Source organism: Phaeobacter italicus, assembly GCF_019801785.1.
Classification (GTDB): domain Bacteria; phylum Pseudomonadota; class Alphaproteobacteria; order Rhodobacterales; family Rhodobacteraceae; genus Phaeobacter; species Phaeobacter italicus.
Window position 1 is genome coordinate 407074 of the sequence record NZ_JAHVIJ010000003.1, and the last position, 16713, is coordinate 423786.

Annotated in this window: 15 protein-coding genes and 1 tRNA gene; 7 read left to right on the top strand and 9 right to left on the bottom strand. The window is 60.9% G+C overall.

Annotation, left to right across the window (positions count from 1 at the left end; genetic code table 11):
- Positions 1-37 precede the first annotated feature (37 nt).
- Together KUV39_RS09590 and KUV39_RS09595 are read left to right on the top strand one after the other, a co-directional pair.
- Positions 38-400 (top strand): hypothetical protein, encoded by a 363-nt coding sequence (locus tag KUV39_RS09590; protein ID WP_222459641.1) that lies wholly within the window; start codon positions 38-40, stop codon positions 398-400.
- The gene (locus KUV39_RS09595; protein ID WP_222459642.1) at positions 397-1452 is read left to right on the top strand and encodes a DUF418 domain-containing protein; all 1056 of its coding nucleotides are present in this window, start codon (positions 397-399) and stop codon (positions 1450-1452) included. Before KUV39_RS09590 ends, KUV39_RS09595 begins: the two co-directional genes overlap by 4 nt.
- 50 nt (positions 1453-1502) lie before the next feature.
- Here the strand turns inward: KUV39_RS09595 and KUV39_RS09600 are convergent, their stop codons facing one another.
- The 3 genes from KUV39_RS09600 to rimK all read right to left on the bottom strand — a co-directional run bounded on the left by KUV39_RS09600 (position 1503) and on the right by rimK (position 4162).
- On the bottom strand, positions 1503-1784 hold the full coding sequence (locus KUV39_RS09600) for an NfeD family protein (RefSeq protein ID WP_222459643.1): 282 nt from the start codon (positions 1782-1784) through the stop codon (positions 1503-1505).
- A complete protein-coding gene (locus tag KUV39_RS09605; RefSeq protein ID WP_046210998.1) occupies positions 1781-2674 on the bottom strand; it encodes an SPFH domain-containing protein in 894 nt (297 codons plus the stop codon). Before KUV39_RS09605 ends, KUV39_RS09600 begins: the two co-directional genes overlap by 4 nt.
- A gap of 78 nt (positions 2675-2752) precedes the next feature.
- On the bottom strand, positions 2753-4162 hold the full coding sequence (gene rimK / locus KUV39_RS09610) for a 30S ribosomal protein S6--L-glutamate ligase (RefSeq protein WP_222459644.1): 1410 nt from the start codon (positions 4160-4162) through the stop codon (positions 2753-2755).
- Between the two features lie 69 nt (positions 4163-4231).
- Here rimK and tgt point away from each other — a divergent pair, with 69 nt between their 5' ends.
- The 3 genes from tgt to lon all read left to right on the top strand — a co-directional run bounded on the left by tgt (position 4232) and on the right by lon (position 8335).
- A complete protein-coding gene (gene tgt / locus KUV39_RS09615; RefSeq protein ID WP_222459645.1) occupies positions 4232-5362 on the top strand; it encodes a tRNA guanosine(34) transglycosylase Tgt in 1131 nt (376 codons plus the stop codon).
- A gap of 131 nt (positions 5363-5493) precedes the next feature.
- The gene (locus KUV39_RS09620; RefSeq protein ID WP_008559840.1) at positions 5494-5646 is read left to right on the top strand and encodes a hypothetical protein; all 153 of its coding nucleotides are present in this window, start codon (positions 5494-5496) and stop codon (positions 5644-5646) included.
- A 274-nt stretch (positions 5647-5920) separates the two neighbouring features.
- The gene (gene lon / locus KUV39_RS09625) at positions 5921-8335 is read left to right on the top strand and encodes an endopeptidase La (protein WP_008563282.1); all 2415 of its coding nucleotides are present in this window, start codon (positions 5921-5923) and stop codon (positions 8333-8335) included.
- A gap of 181 nt (positions 8336-8516) precedes the next feature.
- Here the strand turns inward: lon and KUV39_RS09630 are convergent, their stop codons facing one another.
- A complete protein-coding gene (locus tag KUV39_RS09630) occupies positions 8517-8789 on the bottom strand; it encodes a YrhK family protein (RefSeq protein ID WP_008560522.1) in 273 nt (90 codons plus the stop codon).
- A 242-nt stretch (positions 8790-9031) separates the two neighbouring features.
- Positions 9032-10087, bottom strand: coding sequence for a Leu/Phe/Val dehydrogenase (locus tag KUV39_RS09635; RefSeq protein WP_222459646.1), 1056 nt, complete (start codon positions 10085-10087; stop codon positions 9032-9034).
- Between the two features lie 129 nt (positions 10088-10216).
- Between KUV39_RS09635 and KUV39_RS09640 the strand changes: the two genes are divergently transcribed.
- On the top strand, positions 10217-10672 hold the full coding sequence (locus tag KUV39_RS09640) for an Lrp/AsnC family transcriptional regulator (protein ID WP_008559052.1): 456 nt from the start codon (positions 10217-10219) through the stop codon (positions 10670-10672).
- Between the two features lie 114 nt (positions 10673-10786).
- A tRNA-Val gene (locus KUV39_RS09645) sits at positions 10787-10861 on the top strand.
- Between the two features lie 57 nt (positions 10862-10918).
- Here the strand turns inward: KUV39_RS09645 and KUV39_RS09650 are convergent.
- The 4 genes from KUV39_RS09650 to KUV39_RS09665 are packed head-to-tail and all read right to left on the bottom strand — an operon-like array spanning position 10919 to position 16658.
- Positions 10919-12535, bottom strand: a complete 1617-nt coding sequence (locus KUV39_RS09650; RefSeq protein ID WP_222459647.1) for a GMC family oxidoreductase — start codon at positions 12533-12535, stop codon at positions 10919-10921.
- 58 nt (positions 12536-12593) lie between these two features.
- Positions 12594-14096 (bottom strand): FGGY-family carbohydrate kinase, encoded by a 1503-nt coding sequence (locus tag KUV39_RS09655; RefSeq protein WP_222459648.1) that lies wholly within the window; start codon positions 14094-14096, stop codon positions 12594-12596.
- Positions 14089-14931 (bottom strand): class I fructose-bisphosphate aldolase, encoded by an 843-nt coding sequence (locus KUV39_RS09660; protein WP_050672694.1) that lies wholly within the window; start codon positions 14929-14931, stop codon positions 14089-14091. The genes KUV39_RS09655 and KUV39_RS09660 overlap by 8 nt, the downstream gene beginning before the upstream one ends.
- Positions 14922-16658, bottom strand: a complete 1737-nt coding sequence (locus KUV39_RS09665) for a glycerol-3-phosphate dehydrogenase/oxidase (RefSeq protein WP_222459649.1) — start codon at positions 16656-16658, stop codon at positions 14922-14924. Before KUV39_RS09665 ends, KUV39_RS09660 begins: the two co-directional genes overlap by 10 nt.
- Positions 16659-16713: the final 55 nt, after the last annotated feature.

Sequence of the window (16713 nt, forward strand, 5' to 3'; positions counted from 1 at the left end):
TGTTGCGTCAAATTTGAAAAAGTGGATTTCAGACAAAATGTGGATCAAGGGCCTGTCCGGCAGTTTCTTTCGCGGATTTCCCGGGACGCAGGAGATTTCCGCGTTTCACTTCCAGGACACATCTGGTGGGTTCGCGCAGGTTTCTGGTCCCAATGGTGCGCAGTTCAAGCCCTATAGCGCGCCCTATGAGGCATTTGGTCAGACGCTCATCTCTGGGGAGGTGACGTCTGCGACGGGGCAGACCCTGGGGCATGAAGTCTATTCGCTTGATACAAAGACCAGCACCGTCAGCCTGTTTGCGGATATCGAGGCGGGGGACAGGGCGGTGACGTCTGGTGGGGCGATTTCCTGTTCTGTGGCCGGGTTTGTGAAAAGACGCGCCAAGAGGGCAGCGGCATGACGCGCCCATCAAGCGGCGCGGACCGGCTCTTGGGACTGGATCTGGCGCGATATGTTGCCTTTGTTGGGATGGTCATCGTCAATTTCAAGATTGCGATGGGCGCCGAAGGGGGCGCGGGGCTGGCGGCTGCTGTGACCTCTGCGATCGAGGGGCGGGCTGCGGCCACCTTTGTGGTGCTGGCGGGCATCGGTCTGGGGCTCGCAGGGCAGGCCGGGCTGGCGCAGACGGGCGCTGTGACGCTGCGCAGGGCGCTGTTTCTTCTGGCGCTTGGCCTTGTGAACATGACGATATTCGAAGCGGATATCCTGCATTACTACGCGGTTTATTTCGTCTTTGGCGTTGCCCTGCTGCGGCTGAGTTCTGCGGGGCTGATCGCGGTGATGGCTGGGCTGAACGGCCTCGCGCTGGTCATGATCCTGAGCCTTGATTTCGATCAGGGGTGGGATTGGCAGAGCTATCACTATGCGGATTTCTGGACAGCGACGGGGTTTCTGCGGAACCTGTTTTTCAATGGCTGGCATCCGGTCGTGCCCTGGCTTGGGTTTCTGGTGTTTGGGGTGCTGCTGAGCCGTCAGGCGCTGGCAGAGCGGGCGGTTCAGCTGCGGCTGGTGCTGGGCGGTGGTCTGGCTGTTGCGCTGGCTGAGGCGGGCAGCGGGATGCTGGCGCCTGTCTTGGCGTCGATAGATCCTGAACTGGCAGTACTGGCAGGCACCGATCCGGTGCCAGCGACGGTCTTTTACTTTGTCGCGGGCTGTGGAGCTGCCGCAGCTGTGGTTGGCGCCTGCCTGCTGCTGGCGGGTCCGCTGGCGCGGGTTGGGCTGGTGTCGCTGCTGGTGCCTGCGGGGCGTCAGACGCTGACGCTATATATTGCGCATATCGTTCTGGGGATGGGAGCGCTTGAGGCGCTGGGCCTTTTGGGCGGGCGCAGCGTGCAAGAGGCGCTGATCGCGGCGCTGGTGTTTTGTGCCGTGGCCACGGTTTATGCGGTGTTGTGGGCGCGGCTGTTCAAACGGGGGCCGATTGAAGCGGCGATGCGCCGGATCGCGGGATAGGGCCGCGCGAAAAAAAACAGGCCGCTGGGGGGCAGCCTGTTTGGTGGCGATCAGCCGTCGTTGATGTCGTGGTCGAAGGTTTTGACCTGGTCCTTTGGCCCCTTGAAACTGCGGCGCAGAACAAGCCAAGCCACCAGAGAAAGCCCGGAAAAGACCAGCAGGAGCACGGGCAGTGTCATGCTGCCTGCGGCGCTGAGGGCGACCAGAAGGCCGGTGATGGCTGCGCCGATGGCAAAGCCAAGGAACAGGAAGCCCGGCGCCAGCACCTCTATGATGGCGAGGCCGATGGCGGCCGCGATCCAGACCCACCACAATTCCCAGAGCGCGGTCATTTGCCGGGCCCTTTGAGCATGTTGAAGGCGTTGCCAAAGGCCTCCAGCGCGTTGGCTGGCACCAGAATGGTCTGCTTGCCATCGCCAGCGCCGAGCGCGTTCAACGCCTCGACCTGCTTCAGCGCGACCTGATACTGGGCTGCCTCCAGACCGTTCTCCGCAATCGCCTTGGCCACCACTTCGGTCGCGTAGGCTTCGGCGTCGGCCTGAATGCGGCGGGCCTTGGCGGTTTGTTCGGCTGCATATAGTTCGGCATCAGCCGCCAGTTCGACCGCACGTTTCTGGCCCTCGGCCTTGGTGACTTCGGCACGGCGGGCGCGTTCGGCATTGAGCTGCTGCAGCATCGCATCACGCGTGGCCTGATCGAGGTTCACGTCCAGGATTTCGGCGCGGGTGACCTCAATGCCCCAGTCATCCACGGCGCTTTCCACGCTTTTCTGGATCTGTGCGATCAGTTGCGAGCGGTTGGACTGCACTTCGTCCAGATCCATCTTGCCGATCTCAGCGCGGACAATGCCTGCAACCGTTGTGGCAATAGCGCCATCCACGTCGCGGATCCGGTAAACGGTCTTTTCCGGCTCAAGGATGCGGTAGAAGACGGAGGTGTCGATCTGCACCAGCACGTTGTCCTTGGTGATGGCGTCCTGTGTCGCGTTCGGCAACTGGCGTTCGAGGATCGACACCTTATGCGCCACGGAATCCAGAAGCGGGACGATGAAATTGATGCCGGGGCCAAGCACGGCGTGGAGGCGGCCAAACCGCTCGACCACGTATTTCTCGGATTGCGGCACGATGCGCACGCCTTTGACCACCAGAATGACCAACAGGAGGGCGCCGAGAAGGAAAATGATGTTCTCGCCAATCAGGCTGAGGATAAGGTCTTCGCTCATGCGGGTGTCCTTCAATGAATGTATGCTATGGTATGCATTTGGGTGTCGCGCGGTTGATTTTCAAGATCTTGTGATCTGTCACGAGGAGGCCGGCGCAATGCGGCGGCGCAGTGGGCTGGGGCGGACGCGGTTCTCGATTTCGTCATAGATCAGCCCGGCGATGTTCTTTGTGGAGGTGCGTTCGATCCCCTCAAGGCCGGGGGAGGAGTTCACCTCCAGCACCTTTGGGCCGGTTTCCGAACGCAGCAGATCCACACCTGCCACATTGAGCCCAAAGGCGCGGGCGGCCTGCACGGCGGTGGCGCGCTCTTCCTTGCTGATGCGCACGGATGTGGCGCTGCCGCCGAGATGGAGGTTGGAGCGAAAATCCCCCTCAGCCCCGGAGCGTTTCATCGCCGCGACAACCCGCGAGCCGACGACAAGGCAGCGGATGTCCTCTCCTGCGGCTTCCTTGACGAATTGCTGCACGAGAAAGTTTGCCTTGAGCCCACGGAAGGCGGTGATCACACTTTCCGCCGCTTTCTTGGTTTCGGCCAGAACCACGCCTTTGCCCTGAGTGCTTTCCAACAGCTTGACGATCAGGGGCGCACCGCCTGCGATATTGATCAGGTTTGCGGTGTCCTTGGGTGAGGCGGCAAAGGCGGTGGAGGGCATGCCGATCCGGTGGCGCGCCAGCACCTGATGGGCGTGCAGCTTGTCGCGGCTGGCGGTGATGCCGTCAGAGCCGTTGACGCAGAATGTGCCCAGCGTTTCGAACTGCCGCAAAAGCGCGGTGCCGTATTGGGTGATGGATGCGCCGATGCGCGGGATCACGGCGTCATAGCGGGGCAGGCGTTTGCCGTCATAGTGGATTTCCGGCGCCAGCGCGTTGATTGCCATATAGCAGCGGGTGGTATTGATGACCTCAACCGTATGACCCCGCGCCTCGCCCTCTTCGACGAGGCGGCGGGTGGAATAATTGTCTTCGCGGCTAAGAACAGCGATGCGCAGCGCCCGTTTGGGGGCGGATTTGCGGATGCTGGCGGAGGAATAGACCGAGTAATCCAACTCGGGCTGGCAAAGCCGTTCGGCAGGCACCACGCTGATATTGTCGGTCAGCGCCTGACGGCCAAGCAGCATATGAAGCGCCATGCCGCTGCGGTCGGTGAGCGTCAGCTCGATCGGCCACTGGTGCCCGGCAATCGCCAGGTTGGTTTCGATCACATAGCGCAGCTCGCTCTCGCCATTGGAGGAGGTCACATCGCGACGGTCCTTGATCACGGCGGAGCAGGGGATCGCAAGATCGAACTGACCCGGAATGGGATGCACGAGAAAGCGGACCTTGGGGGCGTTCTGTGGCCCGAAGGTTTCGATTTCGGTGGCATGGAGCGACGAGGTGCGGGCACCTGTGTCGACCTTGACCCGCAACGCAGGCAGGCCGAGATCGGGCAGGCCGACCCATTCTTCCCATCCGAGTTTCAATGTTGGCGCCTGGTCTGCTGTGGACATGCGCGGGGCTCCTTGGCATTAGGGGGAATCACCGGATTGCCGGTGTCATGGTAACGGCAGGAATACGAGATGGCAGAGCTTTTCAACTTCGAACTGAAGGCAACCGACGGTAAGGCACGCACAGGTGTCATCAATACCCCGCGTGGCGAGATCCGCACGCCTGCTTTCATGCCGGTTGGCACTGCTGCAACCGTGAAGGCCATGATGCCCGAAAGCGTGCGCGCGACCGGCGCCGACATTTTGCTCGGCAATACCTACCACCTGATGCTGCGCCCGACGGCGGAACGCATCGACCGTTTGGGGGGCTTGCACAAATTCATGAACTGGGAACGCCCGATCCTGACGGATAGCGGCGGCTTTCAGGTGATGTCGCTGGCGGGATTGCGCAAGCTGACCGAGAAGGGCGTGACCTTCAAATCCCATGTGGATGGCTCCAAACACGAGCTGACGCCGGAACGCTCAATGGAGATCCAGCGACTGTTGGGGTCTGACATCGTGATGTGTTTCGACGAATGCCCCGCGCTGCCTGCGGACCGCGACCGCATTGCTGAATCAATGCGCCTGTCCATGCGTTGGGCCGAGCGGTCGCGCGAGGCGTTCGGGGACCGTCCGGGCCATGCGCTGTTTGGGATCATGCAGGGCGGGCTGGAGCAGGACCTGCGCGAAGAAAGCGCCGAGGCGCTGAAGAAGATCGGTTTTGAGGGCTATGCCGTTGGCGGTCTTGCGGTGGGCGAGGGGCAGGAGGCGATGTTCGACTGTCTGGATTACGCCCCCGGTTTCCTGCCCGAGGACAAGCCGCGCTACCTGATGGGGGTGGGCAAACCCGATGATATCGTCGGCGCGGTGGCGCGCGGGATCGACATGATGGACTGTGTGCTGCCGTCGCGTTCTGGCCGCACGGGTCAGGCGTTTACCCGCTATGGCGTGGTGAACATCAAGAACGCCCGCCACCAGGACGACCCGCGCCCGCTTGATGAGAAGTGCGCCTGCCCGGCGTGCAGCAACTATTCCCGCGCCTACCTGCACCATGTGTTCCGCTCCAACGAGATGATCTCCGGCATGCTGCTGACCTGGCACAACCTGCATTACTTCCAGGAGATCATGGGCGGAATGCGCGAGGCGATTGCGGCGGGCACGTTTGAAGCCTGGCAGAAGGATTTTCACGACACCCGCGCGCAGGGCGATATTGAGCGGCTTTAGGGGCCATCGCTGCCAGCGTTAAGTCAAACTTGAGGGAATGTTCACTGGCCGGTCCAGCACCGAACACTTTTGCGCCACAAACGCGCGCTGAAGTGGGAGGCGTACTGGAATGAGTGGAGTGGAGAGACCCGATGAATGAGACTGTTTCAACCGGACTTGCGCATTGCTCGCTGATGGTTCTGCTGGCGGCTGGTGTGGCGATTTTTGCGTTGCTGGATGATGGCGAGGCCCATGCAGGTAAAGGTGGCAGCCTGACTCATTTGACACAAACGGCGACGAAATAGGCCGGTTTTTGCGCCTTTGCGGGGCGAAAAGGCAGGTTTTTGCAAGAAACGCGCAAAAGGGCGGCTCTGACAGGGCCGCCTTTCACCTTTTGGGAACCTTCTGTCGATTTGGTGCCTTGTGGTCCGCTGGCGCAGCGGGCAATGTGATCCCAACCTTGAGGCACGGCGGTTGAAATGTGACAAGCGCTGCACCAGATAACAATTCCAAAGAGGAGACGCGCCGTAGCTGCCGATAACCGGGGTGGGGGCGTCTTGCCAAACCAAAGGACCGAGTATGCAAGAGCCACTCAATTCATCCTATCCCGTCCTGCCGCTGCGCGACATCGTGGTCTTTCCCCACATGATCGTGCCGCTGTTCGTCGGGCGGGACAAATCGGTGCGCGCCTTGGAAGAGGTGATGGCCGATGACAAGCAGATCCTGCTGTCCAGTCAGATCGATCCCGGCGAGGACGATCCGCAGTCCGATGGCATCTACAATGTCGGCGTGCTGGCCAATGTTCTGCAGCTGCTGAAGCTGCCTGATGGCACTGTCAAAGTGCTGGTTGAAGGCCACGCCCGCGTCAAGATCACCGAATATCTGGAAAACGACAGCTTCTTTGAGGCGCGCGCAGAATACCTGAGCGAAATTCCCGGTGACGTCACCACTGTCGAAGCGCTGCTGCGCACCGTTGGCGACGAGTTCGAGCGCTATGCGAAGGTCCGCAAGAACATCCCCGAAGAGGCGCTGTCTGCCGTGGGTGAGACCACCGAACCTGCCAAACTGGCGGATCTTGTGGCTGGCCATCTGGGCATCGAAGTGGACCGCAAGCAAGAGCTGCTGGAAACGCTGTCGGTGTCCGAGCGTCTTGAAAAGGTCTATGGCCTGATGCAGGGCGAATTGTCGGTTCTGCAGGTCGAAAAGAAGATCAAGACCCGCGTCAAATCGCAGATGGAGAAAACCCAGCGCGAGTATTACCTGAATGAGCAGATGAAGGCCATTCAGAAGGAGCTGGGCGACAGCGAGGACGGCTCTAACGAGGTGGCCGAGCTGGAAGCGAAGATCGCGGAAACCAAGCTGTCCAAAGAGGCGCGCGAAAAAGCCGAAGGCGAGCTGAAGAAGCTCAAGAACATGTCGCCCATGTCCGCCGAGGCCACAGTTGTGCGCAACTACCTCGACTGGATCCTGGCGCTGCCGTGGGGCACCAAATCCCGCGTCAAAAAGGACCTGAGCCGGGCGCAGGACATTCTGGATGCCGACCACTATGGTCTGGAGAAGGTCAAGGAACGCATCGTCGAATATCTCGCGGTGCAGCAGCGCTCTGCCAAGCTGAAGGGCCCGATCCTGTGCCTTGTTGGCCCTCCGGGTGTTGGTAAAACCTCGCTTGGTAAATCCGTGGCCAAGGCAACGGGGCGTGAATTCATCCGCATTTCCCTGGGCGGGGTGCGTGACGAAAGCGAGATCCGCGGCCACCGCCGGACGTATATCGGGTCCATGCCCGGCAAGATCATTCAGGCGCTGAAAAAGGCAAAAACCACCAACCCGCTGATCCTGCTCGATGAGATCGACAAGATGGGGCAGGATTTCCGTGGCGACCCTGCCTCGGCGATGCTGGAAGTGCTGGATCCGGAACAGAACGCGACCTTCATGGACCACTATCTGGAAGTGGAATATGACCTGTCGAACGTGATGTTCCTGACCACCTCGAACAGCTACAACATGCCTGGGCCGCTGTTGGACCGGATGGAGATCATTCCGCTGTCTGGCTACACCGAGGACGAAAAGCGCGAGATCGCCAAGCAGCACCTGATTTCCAAGCAGGTCAAGAACCACGGTCTGAAGGCCAAGGAGTTCGAGCTGACCGATGAGGCGCTGACCGAGGTGATCCGCACCTACACCCGCGAGGCGGGCGTGCGGAACCTGGAGCGTGAAATTGCCAAGGTGGCGCGAAAGTCGCTGACCAAGATCGTCAAGAAAGAGACCGAAAGCGTCACGGTCACGCCAGAAAATCTTGATGATTTCCTTGGGGTTGCAAAGTACCGTTATGGTCTGGCCGAGAAAGAGGATCAGGTGGGTGTTGTCACCGGCCTTGCCTATACCTCAGTCGGTGGTGAGCTGCTGAGCATCGAGGCGCTGCGCCTGCCGGGCAAGGGTCGGATGAAGACCACCGGCAAGCTGGGCGATGTCATGAAGGAGTCGATCGAGGCGGCATCTAGCTATGTGCGCTCCATCTCTCCGCAGTTGGGCATCAAGCCGCCGCGCTTTGACAAGTGGGACATTCACGTGCACGTGCCGGATGGGGCCACCCCCAAGGACGGGCCGAGCGCGGGCCTTGCTATGGTGACGGGTATTGTGTCGGTGCTGACGCAAATCCCGGTGCGCAAGGACATCGCCATGACCGGCGAGGTGACCCTGCGTGGCAATGCAACCGCGATTGGTGGTCTCAAGGAGAAGCTGCTGGCGGCGCTGCGTGGCGGCATCAAGACTGTGCTGATTCCGCAGGAAAACGAAAAAGACCTGCCGGATATTCCGGATAACGTGAAAGAAGGGCTGGAAATCATCCCTGTCAGCCATGTGTCCGAAGTGCTGAAGCACGCGCTTGTTTCGCAGCCGGAGCCCATTGAATGGGACGAGGATGCAGAAGAGGCCGCAGCAGCCGCCAAGGCGGCACTGGGCGCATCCGATGACAGCGCGAGCGCAACGGCACATTGATTGCCAGTTTGATCTGAACGCATTGAACTGAACGCAATGGACTAAACGCAAAGGGCGGCCCTATGGGTCGCCCTTTTGCATGTGGCTGTGCAGGCGTCGACCTGACAGCCAAGCCGTGCGAGCGGGCGAACTGTGCGAGCTGGAAAACTGTGACAGGCGGTTTCGGTCCTGTCCTGCGGCCCTATTTGCCTGCGACATCCTCATAGTCGCCAAGGCGGATATACATGATTTCACGGTACAATTTGATCGTAGGGCGCATGCCGAAGAGGATTGAGCCGATCAGGAACAGCCAGGTTCCGATCGTCACGGTCGCATCATTGAAAAACAGGATAGAGCCCACCACAAACAGCAGCGCGGCAGAGACATCGACAAAGGTGTAGGCGATTTCGCAATATGCGTAGATCTTCTTGTGGCGGTCGCTGCGGTTGCGATTGTCGGGGTGAAACAGGGCCATCTTGTCCTCCGTCGCTTTGGTCTGGTTTGGTGGCTTTTCACCTCAACGCGCGGGCGCGCGATTGGTTCAGCGCCCGGCGCCTGGACACTGCTGGCATGAAAAAGGGCGACCCCATTGGGGCCGCCCGGATAAGGTTTTATACTTTTTCCCGATGTTTCGGGCTCTTCCGTCTGGCGCCCGCTCTTGCGCGGCGGGGTTGATCCGATGGGCCGCGCAGGGCGGGGCCCGTCGAATGGTCTGGTCTAGGCGGCCTTTGGCGCCATCTTGGCCTGAACGGTTGCGATGGCCACGGCATCCGGGCTGGTGTCTTCGGCGGTTGCCTGTTTCAGGATGGCGTCAAGTGTCACCACCAGCGCATCAAGGCGCTCTGCAACATAGGCGTTGCGGTTGCCGATCTTGAGAATCTCGGTCGCCACATTGATGATGCCGCCGCCGTTTGCAACGAAATCCGGGGCGTAAAGGATGCCACGGGCATGCAGCGCCTGACCATCCTCAGCGGTGGCCAGCTGGTTGTTCGCCCCACCCGCAACAACAGCGACCTTGAGCTGGGGTATGGTGGTTGCGTTCAGGATCCCACCGATGGCGCAGGGGGCAAAGATGTCTGCCTCAACCGCATAGATCTGATCCGGGGTGACTGCCGTGGCGCCAAAGCTCTCGACTGCGCGCGCGACCTGGGTGGTGTTGACATCCGTGACCACCAGTTTTGCGCCTGCCTTGTTGAGGAAATCGCAGAGATACCAGCCCACGTGACCAAGCCCCTGCACGGAAATGGTTACGTCCTTGAGACTGTCGCTGCCGGTTTTATGCGCCCAGGTCTGACGGATCGCGTTGAAAATGCCCCGCGCGGTGATCGGCGAGGGGTCGCCAGAGGCAAATTCACCATCCGAAAGACCGGCAACATGGTTCGTTTCCTCGGCCAGGATCGCCATGTCGGTCGGGCTCATGCCCATGTCTTCGGCAGTGATGTAGCGGCCGTCCAGCTTGTCGATGGCACGGGCAAATGCCCGCAGCAGCTCGGGGGTCTTGTCCTTGGCGGGATCACCGATGATCACCGCCTTGCCGCCACCAAGGGCGAGGCCCGCAGCGGCATTTTTGTAGGTCATGCCCTCGGACAGACGCTGCACGTCGACCAGCGCGTCCTCGGCGCTGTCATAGGGGCGCATGCGCAGCCCACCCGCCGCCGGACCCAGCAGGGTCGAATGGACGGCGATAAAGCCGGTCAGCCCAACAGAGGCGTCTTCGACGCGGTAGATTTCTTCATGCGTCGGTGTGGCGACAGGGGTGAGTGTGAGTGTCATGGGTGGGGTGCTCCTCCGTTTCGACAGAGATTACCACCAGCTGTTTGCCGGTTTTCGCCAAATTCACGCGTATGAATTGCCAGATTTGGAGATTTCCGCTATCTTAACCGCCAGTATTGGAGGAAAATCGTGGATCAGATCGATCGCAAGATCCTTGCCGCCTTGCAGGACAATGGCCGGATGAAGATTGCAGACCTTGCAGAGGCCGTTGGGCTGTCGCCGACCCCCTGTGCGCGCAGAGTGGCCAACCTCGAAGATCGGGGGGTGATTTCGGGTTATTCGGCGCGGGTCAACCAGGCGGAGGTTGGGCTTCCGGTGACGATATTTGTCGCGGTAGAGCTGGAGCGGCAATCCACCGAAGCGCTGCAGGCGTTCGAGGCGGCGGTGCGGCGGTTCGATCAGGTGATGGAGTGCTATCTGATGACGGGCAGCCGGGATATTCTGCTGCGCGTGGTGGCGCGGGACCTGACGGATTTTGACCAATTTCTGGAGCACCGCCTGATGCGCGTGCCCGGTATTCGCAACACGCGCTCGAGCTTTACGCTGCGCACGATGATTGATCGCAACCAATTGCCGCTGGGCTAGGGGCACGGCAGTTTCTCGCGCGGGCAGGGACGGGGCAGAAATTTGCCCGCGACCGAAAATTTTTGCGCCCTCCCTCTTGCAGCGCAGAAGCCTGCCCGGTAATACCGCCCTCACGGGTGATTAGCTCAGTGGTAGAGCGCTTCGTTCACATCGAAGATGTCAGGAGTTCAAATCTCTTATCACCCACCATCCTCCCCAATTTGTCAGATGTCACAGCAGTCGCAGTTGCGTGGTTTTGTGCTGATGTTATTGGCCTGACAGGATCATATCGGCGGCTTTTTCTGCGATCATGATGACCGGCGAGGCGGTGTTGCCCGAGACAATCCTTGGCATGATTGAGGCATCGACGACCCTTAGCCCGGAAATCCCATTGACGCGCAGCTGCGGGTCAACCACGGCGGCGGGGTCGGTGCCCATGCGGCAGGTGCCGACGGGGTGAAAGATGGTGGTGGCGATATTTCCCGCTTGCTCCAGGATATCGGCGTCGCTTTGGATTTTGGGGCCGGGCAGGATTTCCTCAGGCTCATGTTTGGCAAGCGCCTTTGCGGTCATGATCTCCCTGGCCTGGCGGATTGAGGCAACGGCTACGCGTTTGTCGTTTTCGCTGGAGAGATAATTCAGGCGAATGTCAGGCTGACGGCTGCTGTCTGGCGTGGCGATATGGCAGCTGCCGGTGCTTTGCGGGCGCAGGTTGCAGACCGAGACGGTGATCGCCGGGAAGGGATGCAGTGGATCCCCCAGTTTGTCGGTGGACAGGGGTTGGACGTGATATTCCAGATCGGGCATTTCGAGCGAGGGGTCGGATTTGGTGAACATGCCGAATTGGCTGGGCGCCATCGACATTGGTCCGCTTTGATTGAACGCATATTGCGCGCCGATCTTCAGCTTGCCGAGTGTGGAATTGGCCAATGTGTTCAGTGTCTTGGCGTTCTTTACCTTGAAAACCGTGCGGATCTGCAGATGGTCCTGCAGGTTCTCGCCAACCCCCGGCAAATCATGCAGCGGCGCGATCCCGAGTGAGGACAGCAGATCACCATTGCCGATGCCGGAGAGTTCAAGGATCTTTGGCGAGTTGATTGCACCTGCTGCCAACAGCACCTCGCGGCGCGCGCGCGCGACACAGTTGCGGCCCTTGTGGTGAAAGATCACCGCCTCTGCCCGTTTGCCATCCAGTCGGATCTGGCGGGTTTCTGCATGGGTGAGGACGCGCAGGTTGCTGCGGTTTCTGGCGGGGCGCAAAAAGGCCTTGGCGGTGTTCCAGCGCACGCCGTTATTCTGGTTCACTTCGAAAAAGCCGGAGCCTTCGTTGTTGCCGTCGTTGAAATCGGCGCGCGGTTGAATGCCGAACTCCTTTGCACCTTCCTGGACGGCATCAAGAATGTCCCATTTCAATTTCTGCCGCGAGACTTTCCATTCGCCGCCACCACCGTGCAGGGCGGTTTTGCCAGCGTGGTGGTCTTCGGATTTGCGGAAATAGGGCAGCACGTCCTCCCAGGACCAGCCGGGATTGCCCAGCTGGCGCCACAGGTCGTAGTCGCTGGACTGGCCGCGCATGTAGATCATGCCGTTGACCGAGGTGCAGCCTCCCAGCACCTTGCCACGCGGGTAGGCGAGGCTGCGCCCGTTCAGCCCCGGTTCCGGCGCGGTTTTCATCATCCAGTCGGTTCGCGGATTGCCGATGCAATAGAGATAGCCGACCGGGATATGGACCCAATGGTAATTGTCCGATCCGCCTGCCTCCAAAAGCAGGACGCGGTTTTTGGGGTCCGCGCTGAGCCGGTTGGCAAGAACGCAGCCCGCAGTGCCTGCGCCGATGATGATATAGTCGTAGTCGCCGCGATCGTGCGGTTGGGTCGTTGTCATTGCTGTGATGTCCTGCAGCGGGGGCGGAGGGTCGCCCTGTCTGTTGCTCTCTTGTGGGTCAGAGATGCGTTTCGGCCCATAGTGGGCGAAGGGCGTCGCGAAGCGCGAGGTAACGGCGGTAGCGGGTTTCGTAATGCGCGGCCATGTCCGGGTCGGGGACAAAGGTCTGCCGGGTGCGGACCATCTGGCGCAGGCCGCTTTCGTAGTCACCAAACAGTCCGGTACCGACCCCGGCGCCAATCGCTGCGCCAAGCGCCCCGGTTTCCTGCGCTTCTGCAACGCGGACAGGCACGCCCAGACCATCGGCAAAAATCTGTGGCCAGACCGGGCTGCGCGCGCCGCCTCCCGACAGGGCAGCGTTGTCGAAGGTGACGCCGGCTGCGCGCAGCACTTCGATATGGCGGCGGTGTTCGAACATCACCCCTTCAAACAGGGCGCGTAACAGGTGACCTTCTCCGTGCCAGCCGGCCACGCCGTAAAATCCGGCCCGAAAGGATGCTCCCTCGCGCGAGCCATAAAGGAAGGGATGAAAGAGCGGGTCATCCGCCGCCGGCGTGATTTCTTGGACGCGGGCATTGCAGTAGCCGAAGGGATCATCGTGATGGCCGCCGCGTTCGACGAATTCGCGGACGTACCATTCCAGATTGGCCGCTGACGTCGCGCTGGATTCGATATTGAGATACCGGCCTGCACCAAAGGCTGCGACCACGAAGACATCGCGGTTGCGCACCGGTTCCTTGGAAAAGACCTGATTGATGCTCCAGGTGCCCGCGATGATCGAAGCCTCTGACGGTTCCACCACACCAGAGCCCATCGCGCTGGATACCACGTCGAAATACCCTGCAATCACGGGCGTGCCTTGGGCCAGGCCAGTGCTGGCGGCGGCCTCTTGGGTGACGGTGCCGATGATATCGGCCGGGTCCGCCAGATCGGGGAGCAGGGCGGCGGCGTCTTCAAGGCCGTAGAGCGCGAGCAGGTCGCTGTCATAACGGGCCTGAGGCAGGCGCAGCAGCCCGCAGCCCGACATGTCGGAGAGGTCGCTGCGCCGCTGCCCGGTGAGCCGGAAGGTCACGAAATCCTTGCACATCAGCAAGGTCGCCGCGCGGCTATAGAGATCGGGGCGGTTTTGCTTGACCCAGGCCAGAAGGACCGGAGTCTGCGAGGGCCAGGGCGACTGCAGGCAGATTTCGTGCAGCGCATCGCCTGCCTCTACGTCCAGCTGCGCAGCAAGCGCGCTGGCGCGGGTATCAAGGGACTGGATGCCGATGACCGGCTCTCCCGCTCGGTCAATGAGATACAGACCATTGCCGTGGCCCGCACAGCCAATGGCGCGGATCTGCTCTGGCCGGATCCCGGCCTTGGTGATGCAGGCGCGGATGGCCTGGCGGGCGTTGTCCCATAGTTCATCCAGATCGCGCTCTACCTGACCGGGGGCAGGTGTTTGGGAGGCCCCATCAAGGGCCGCCATGGCGATCTGGTGGCCGTCCGTATCAAACAGGACGGCCTTGATCACGGTGTTGCCGGCATCCAGCCCCAACAGATATTCGCTAGTGTCAGCCACGGTTGTAGATATCCCATGCTTCTTCGCCACTTGCGCCCTGATGGATCATCGCCATGAGAGCGGACACGACGGCCTTTGGGTTGTCATGCTGATAGATATTGCGGCCATAGACCATGCCTTTTGCGCCCTGCGCCATAAGAGCGGCCGATTTCATCAGCACGGTCTTGAGGTCTTCCTTGCCGCCGCCGCGCACAAGGACTGGCACCCGCGCTGCTTCGACCACGCGGTGAAAGTCTTCGGGGTTTTCGGTCGGGTCGGCCTTGATGATGTCGGCGCCCATCTCGCTTGCCAGACGGGTGAGGGTGACGATTTTCTCTGCGTTGCCATCAACCTGATAGCCGCCGCGCACGTCATTGGGCAGCATGACCAGCGGTTCGATCATCAGCGGCATGCCGTATTTGTGGCAGGCTGCGCGCACGCGCGAGATGTTTTCGACGCATTGGCGAAACAGTTCCGGCTCGTCCGGCAGCATGAACAGGTTCACAACAACCGCGGCGGCATCCATTTCGAGGGCACCGATGATCGGCTCGTCTGCGTTTTGCAGCATCGACCACATCACACGGTGACGCTGGTCATTGTAGGGGTTGCCCATGTCGATGCGCATGACCAGTGCTGGTTTGTCCTTTTCCGGACGGCTTTGCAGCAGATCGGCCTGACCATAGGCGCATTGGATGGCGTCCGGGCGTGCGTCGATCAGCGTGTTCATGACGGCCGGCATGTCTTCCAGTCCGACCATGAAGCTAGGTTCATTGCAGACCCCGTGATCGATCGCCACGTCGAGGCAACCGCCGTGGGTGAAAAGACGGTTCATGCGGGCTTTGGTGCTTAGGCGCATTGGGTACTCCTTGGTCTTGATCTTTGTGCGAGCATTTCGGCGCTGACGCCGTGGTATTGGTGCAGCTCGGTGATGAGGGTTTCGATTTCTGTCTGGGTGGTGTCGCCACTCCAGCCGAGTGTCTTTGCCATCTGCATGGCGATGTCCTGGATCATCAGCAGGGAAATCCGGCCGGTGATGGCCAGGCTGGTGCGACGCAGAACCACATCAGAGAGGTGGCGGGCGTATTCATGGGTCACGAACCAGTCGATTTCGCCGCTGCTGACAGCCTGATCCGCGTCCTGGGGCAGGGGGGCTGATTGCAGCGAACATTGGCGCAGCAGTTCGTGGGCAGTGGTGCCGTAGGTCTGGGCAAGGTGGTGGGCACGTTCTTGGCCCAGTCCAAAGGTCTGCGCCAATGTGGCGGCAAGGGTTGCGTGATCGCGCGGAAAATCGCGTCCCCCCCCAATCGGCAAATCCTGTGTGGAGCATTTGCGCGCTGTTCCCAGCACCTCCAGCGCTTCGTCTGCGGTTTGTTCGGCGAAGGCGCGGAAGGTGGTCCATTTGCCACCCACCATGCAGATCTGGGGGATGTCCCCGTCGATCCGATGGGTGAAATGGCCGCGTGAGATCCGCCCGGTGAATTCCTGATCGCTGCGGGGCAGGGGGCGGATGCCGCTATAGCTGAAGACGACCTGATCGGGCGTAAGGGCCAGATCGGGGAAGACGCGGCGCAGCGAGGCCAGAATATAGTCGCGTTCGCTGTCTTCGCAGCGGGTCCGCCCGACAGTGTCGACGCGAATATCGGTGGAGCCTGCAAGCACTTTTCCGAGATAGGGAAACACGATGCAAACCCGGCCATCGGCATTTTCGAAAAAGATCATGTGCCCATCCAGCGCCCGGAACAGCTCTGGCGCCTCAAGGATGAGATGTGACCCCTTGGTGCCGGAAACCAGCGGTCTGCGGTCGCCGATGTTTCCCGGTTTCGGGGGGGCAAGACTATGGCGTACCTCGTCCAGCCACGCCCCAGACGCGTTGATGATTAGTTTGGGGCGGATCGCATGGCTCAGGCCGCTTTCCCGGTCGCAGATTTCAAATCCGTCCCCAATGGGGCGGGCCTCGGCGTAGTTCAGCGCGATGGAGTGCGGGGCCGCGTGCCTTGTGTCGCGGATCAGCTCAATCCCCAGGCGTTCGGGCATGGAGATCCACGCATCATAATAGGTCGCGGAATAGCGCAGATCCTGCATCAGATCGGGCCACTTGCGATGGGTTGCGCGCGCGGTGCGAAAGCGGTGGGGGGGCAGTTGGCGGCGCTTGCGGGTGACAAAATCATAGAGCGACAGGCCCACTTTCACAGGGAGCGCGCCGCGTTGGGCCGGACGACCCGCCCAGCCGAAAAAGCTGATTGCGGCGTTGAACAGGCCGGACAGATGGGTGGTCAGCGGAATGGTGGTCGGCAGGGGCAGCACCAGATGTGGTGCGTTGCGCAAAAGGGCGTCCCGCTCGGCCAGAGATTCCCGGACCAGATCAAATTCCCCGTTTTCAAGATAGCGCAGACCGCCGTGGATCATCCGGGAGGGGGCAGCACTGCAGCCGGAGCAGAAATCGTGTTTTTCCACCAAAAGCACGCGCAGCCCCTGCAGCGACAGATCCCGGTAAACGCCAAGGCCGTTGATCCCGCCCCCAATGACAAGGACGTCAAAATCGCCATTCTGGCGGATGCGGTCGAAATCGTCCTGTCGGGTCATGGGCATGTCTCTTCCGTTCGCCGGGACTGCGTGTCCCGGCGTTGCAATGGCGGAT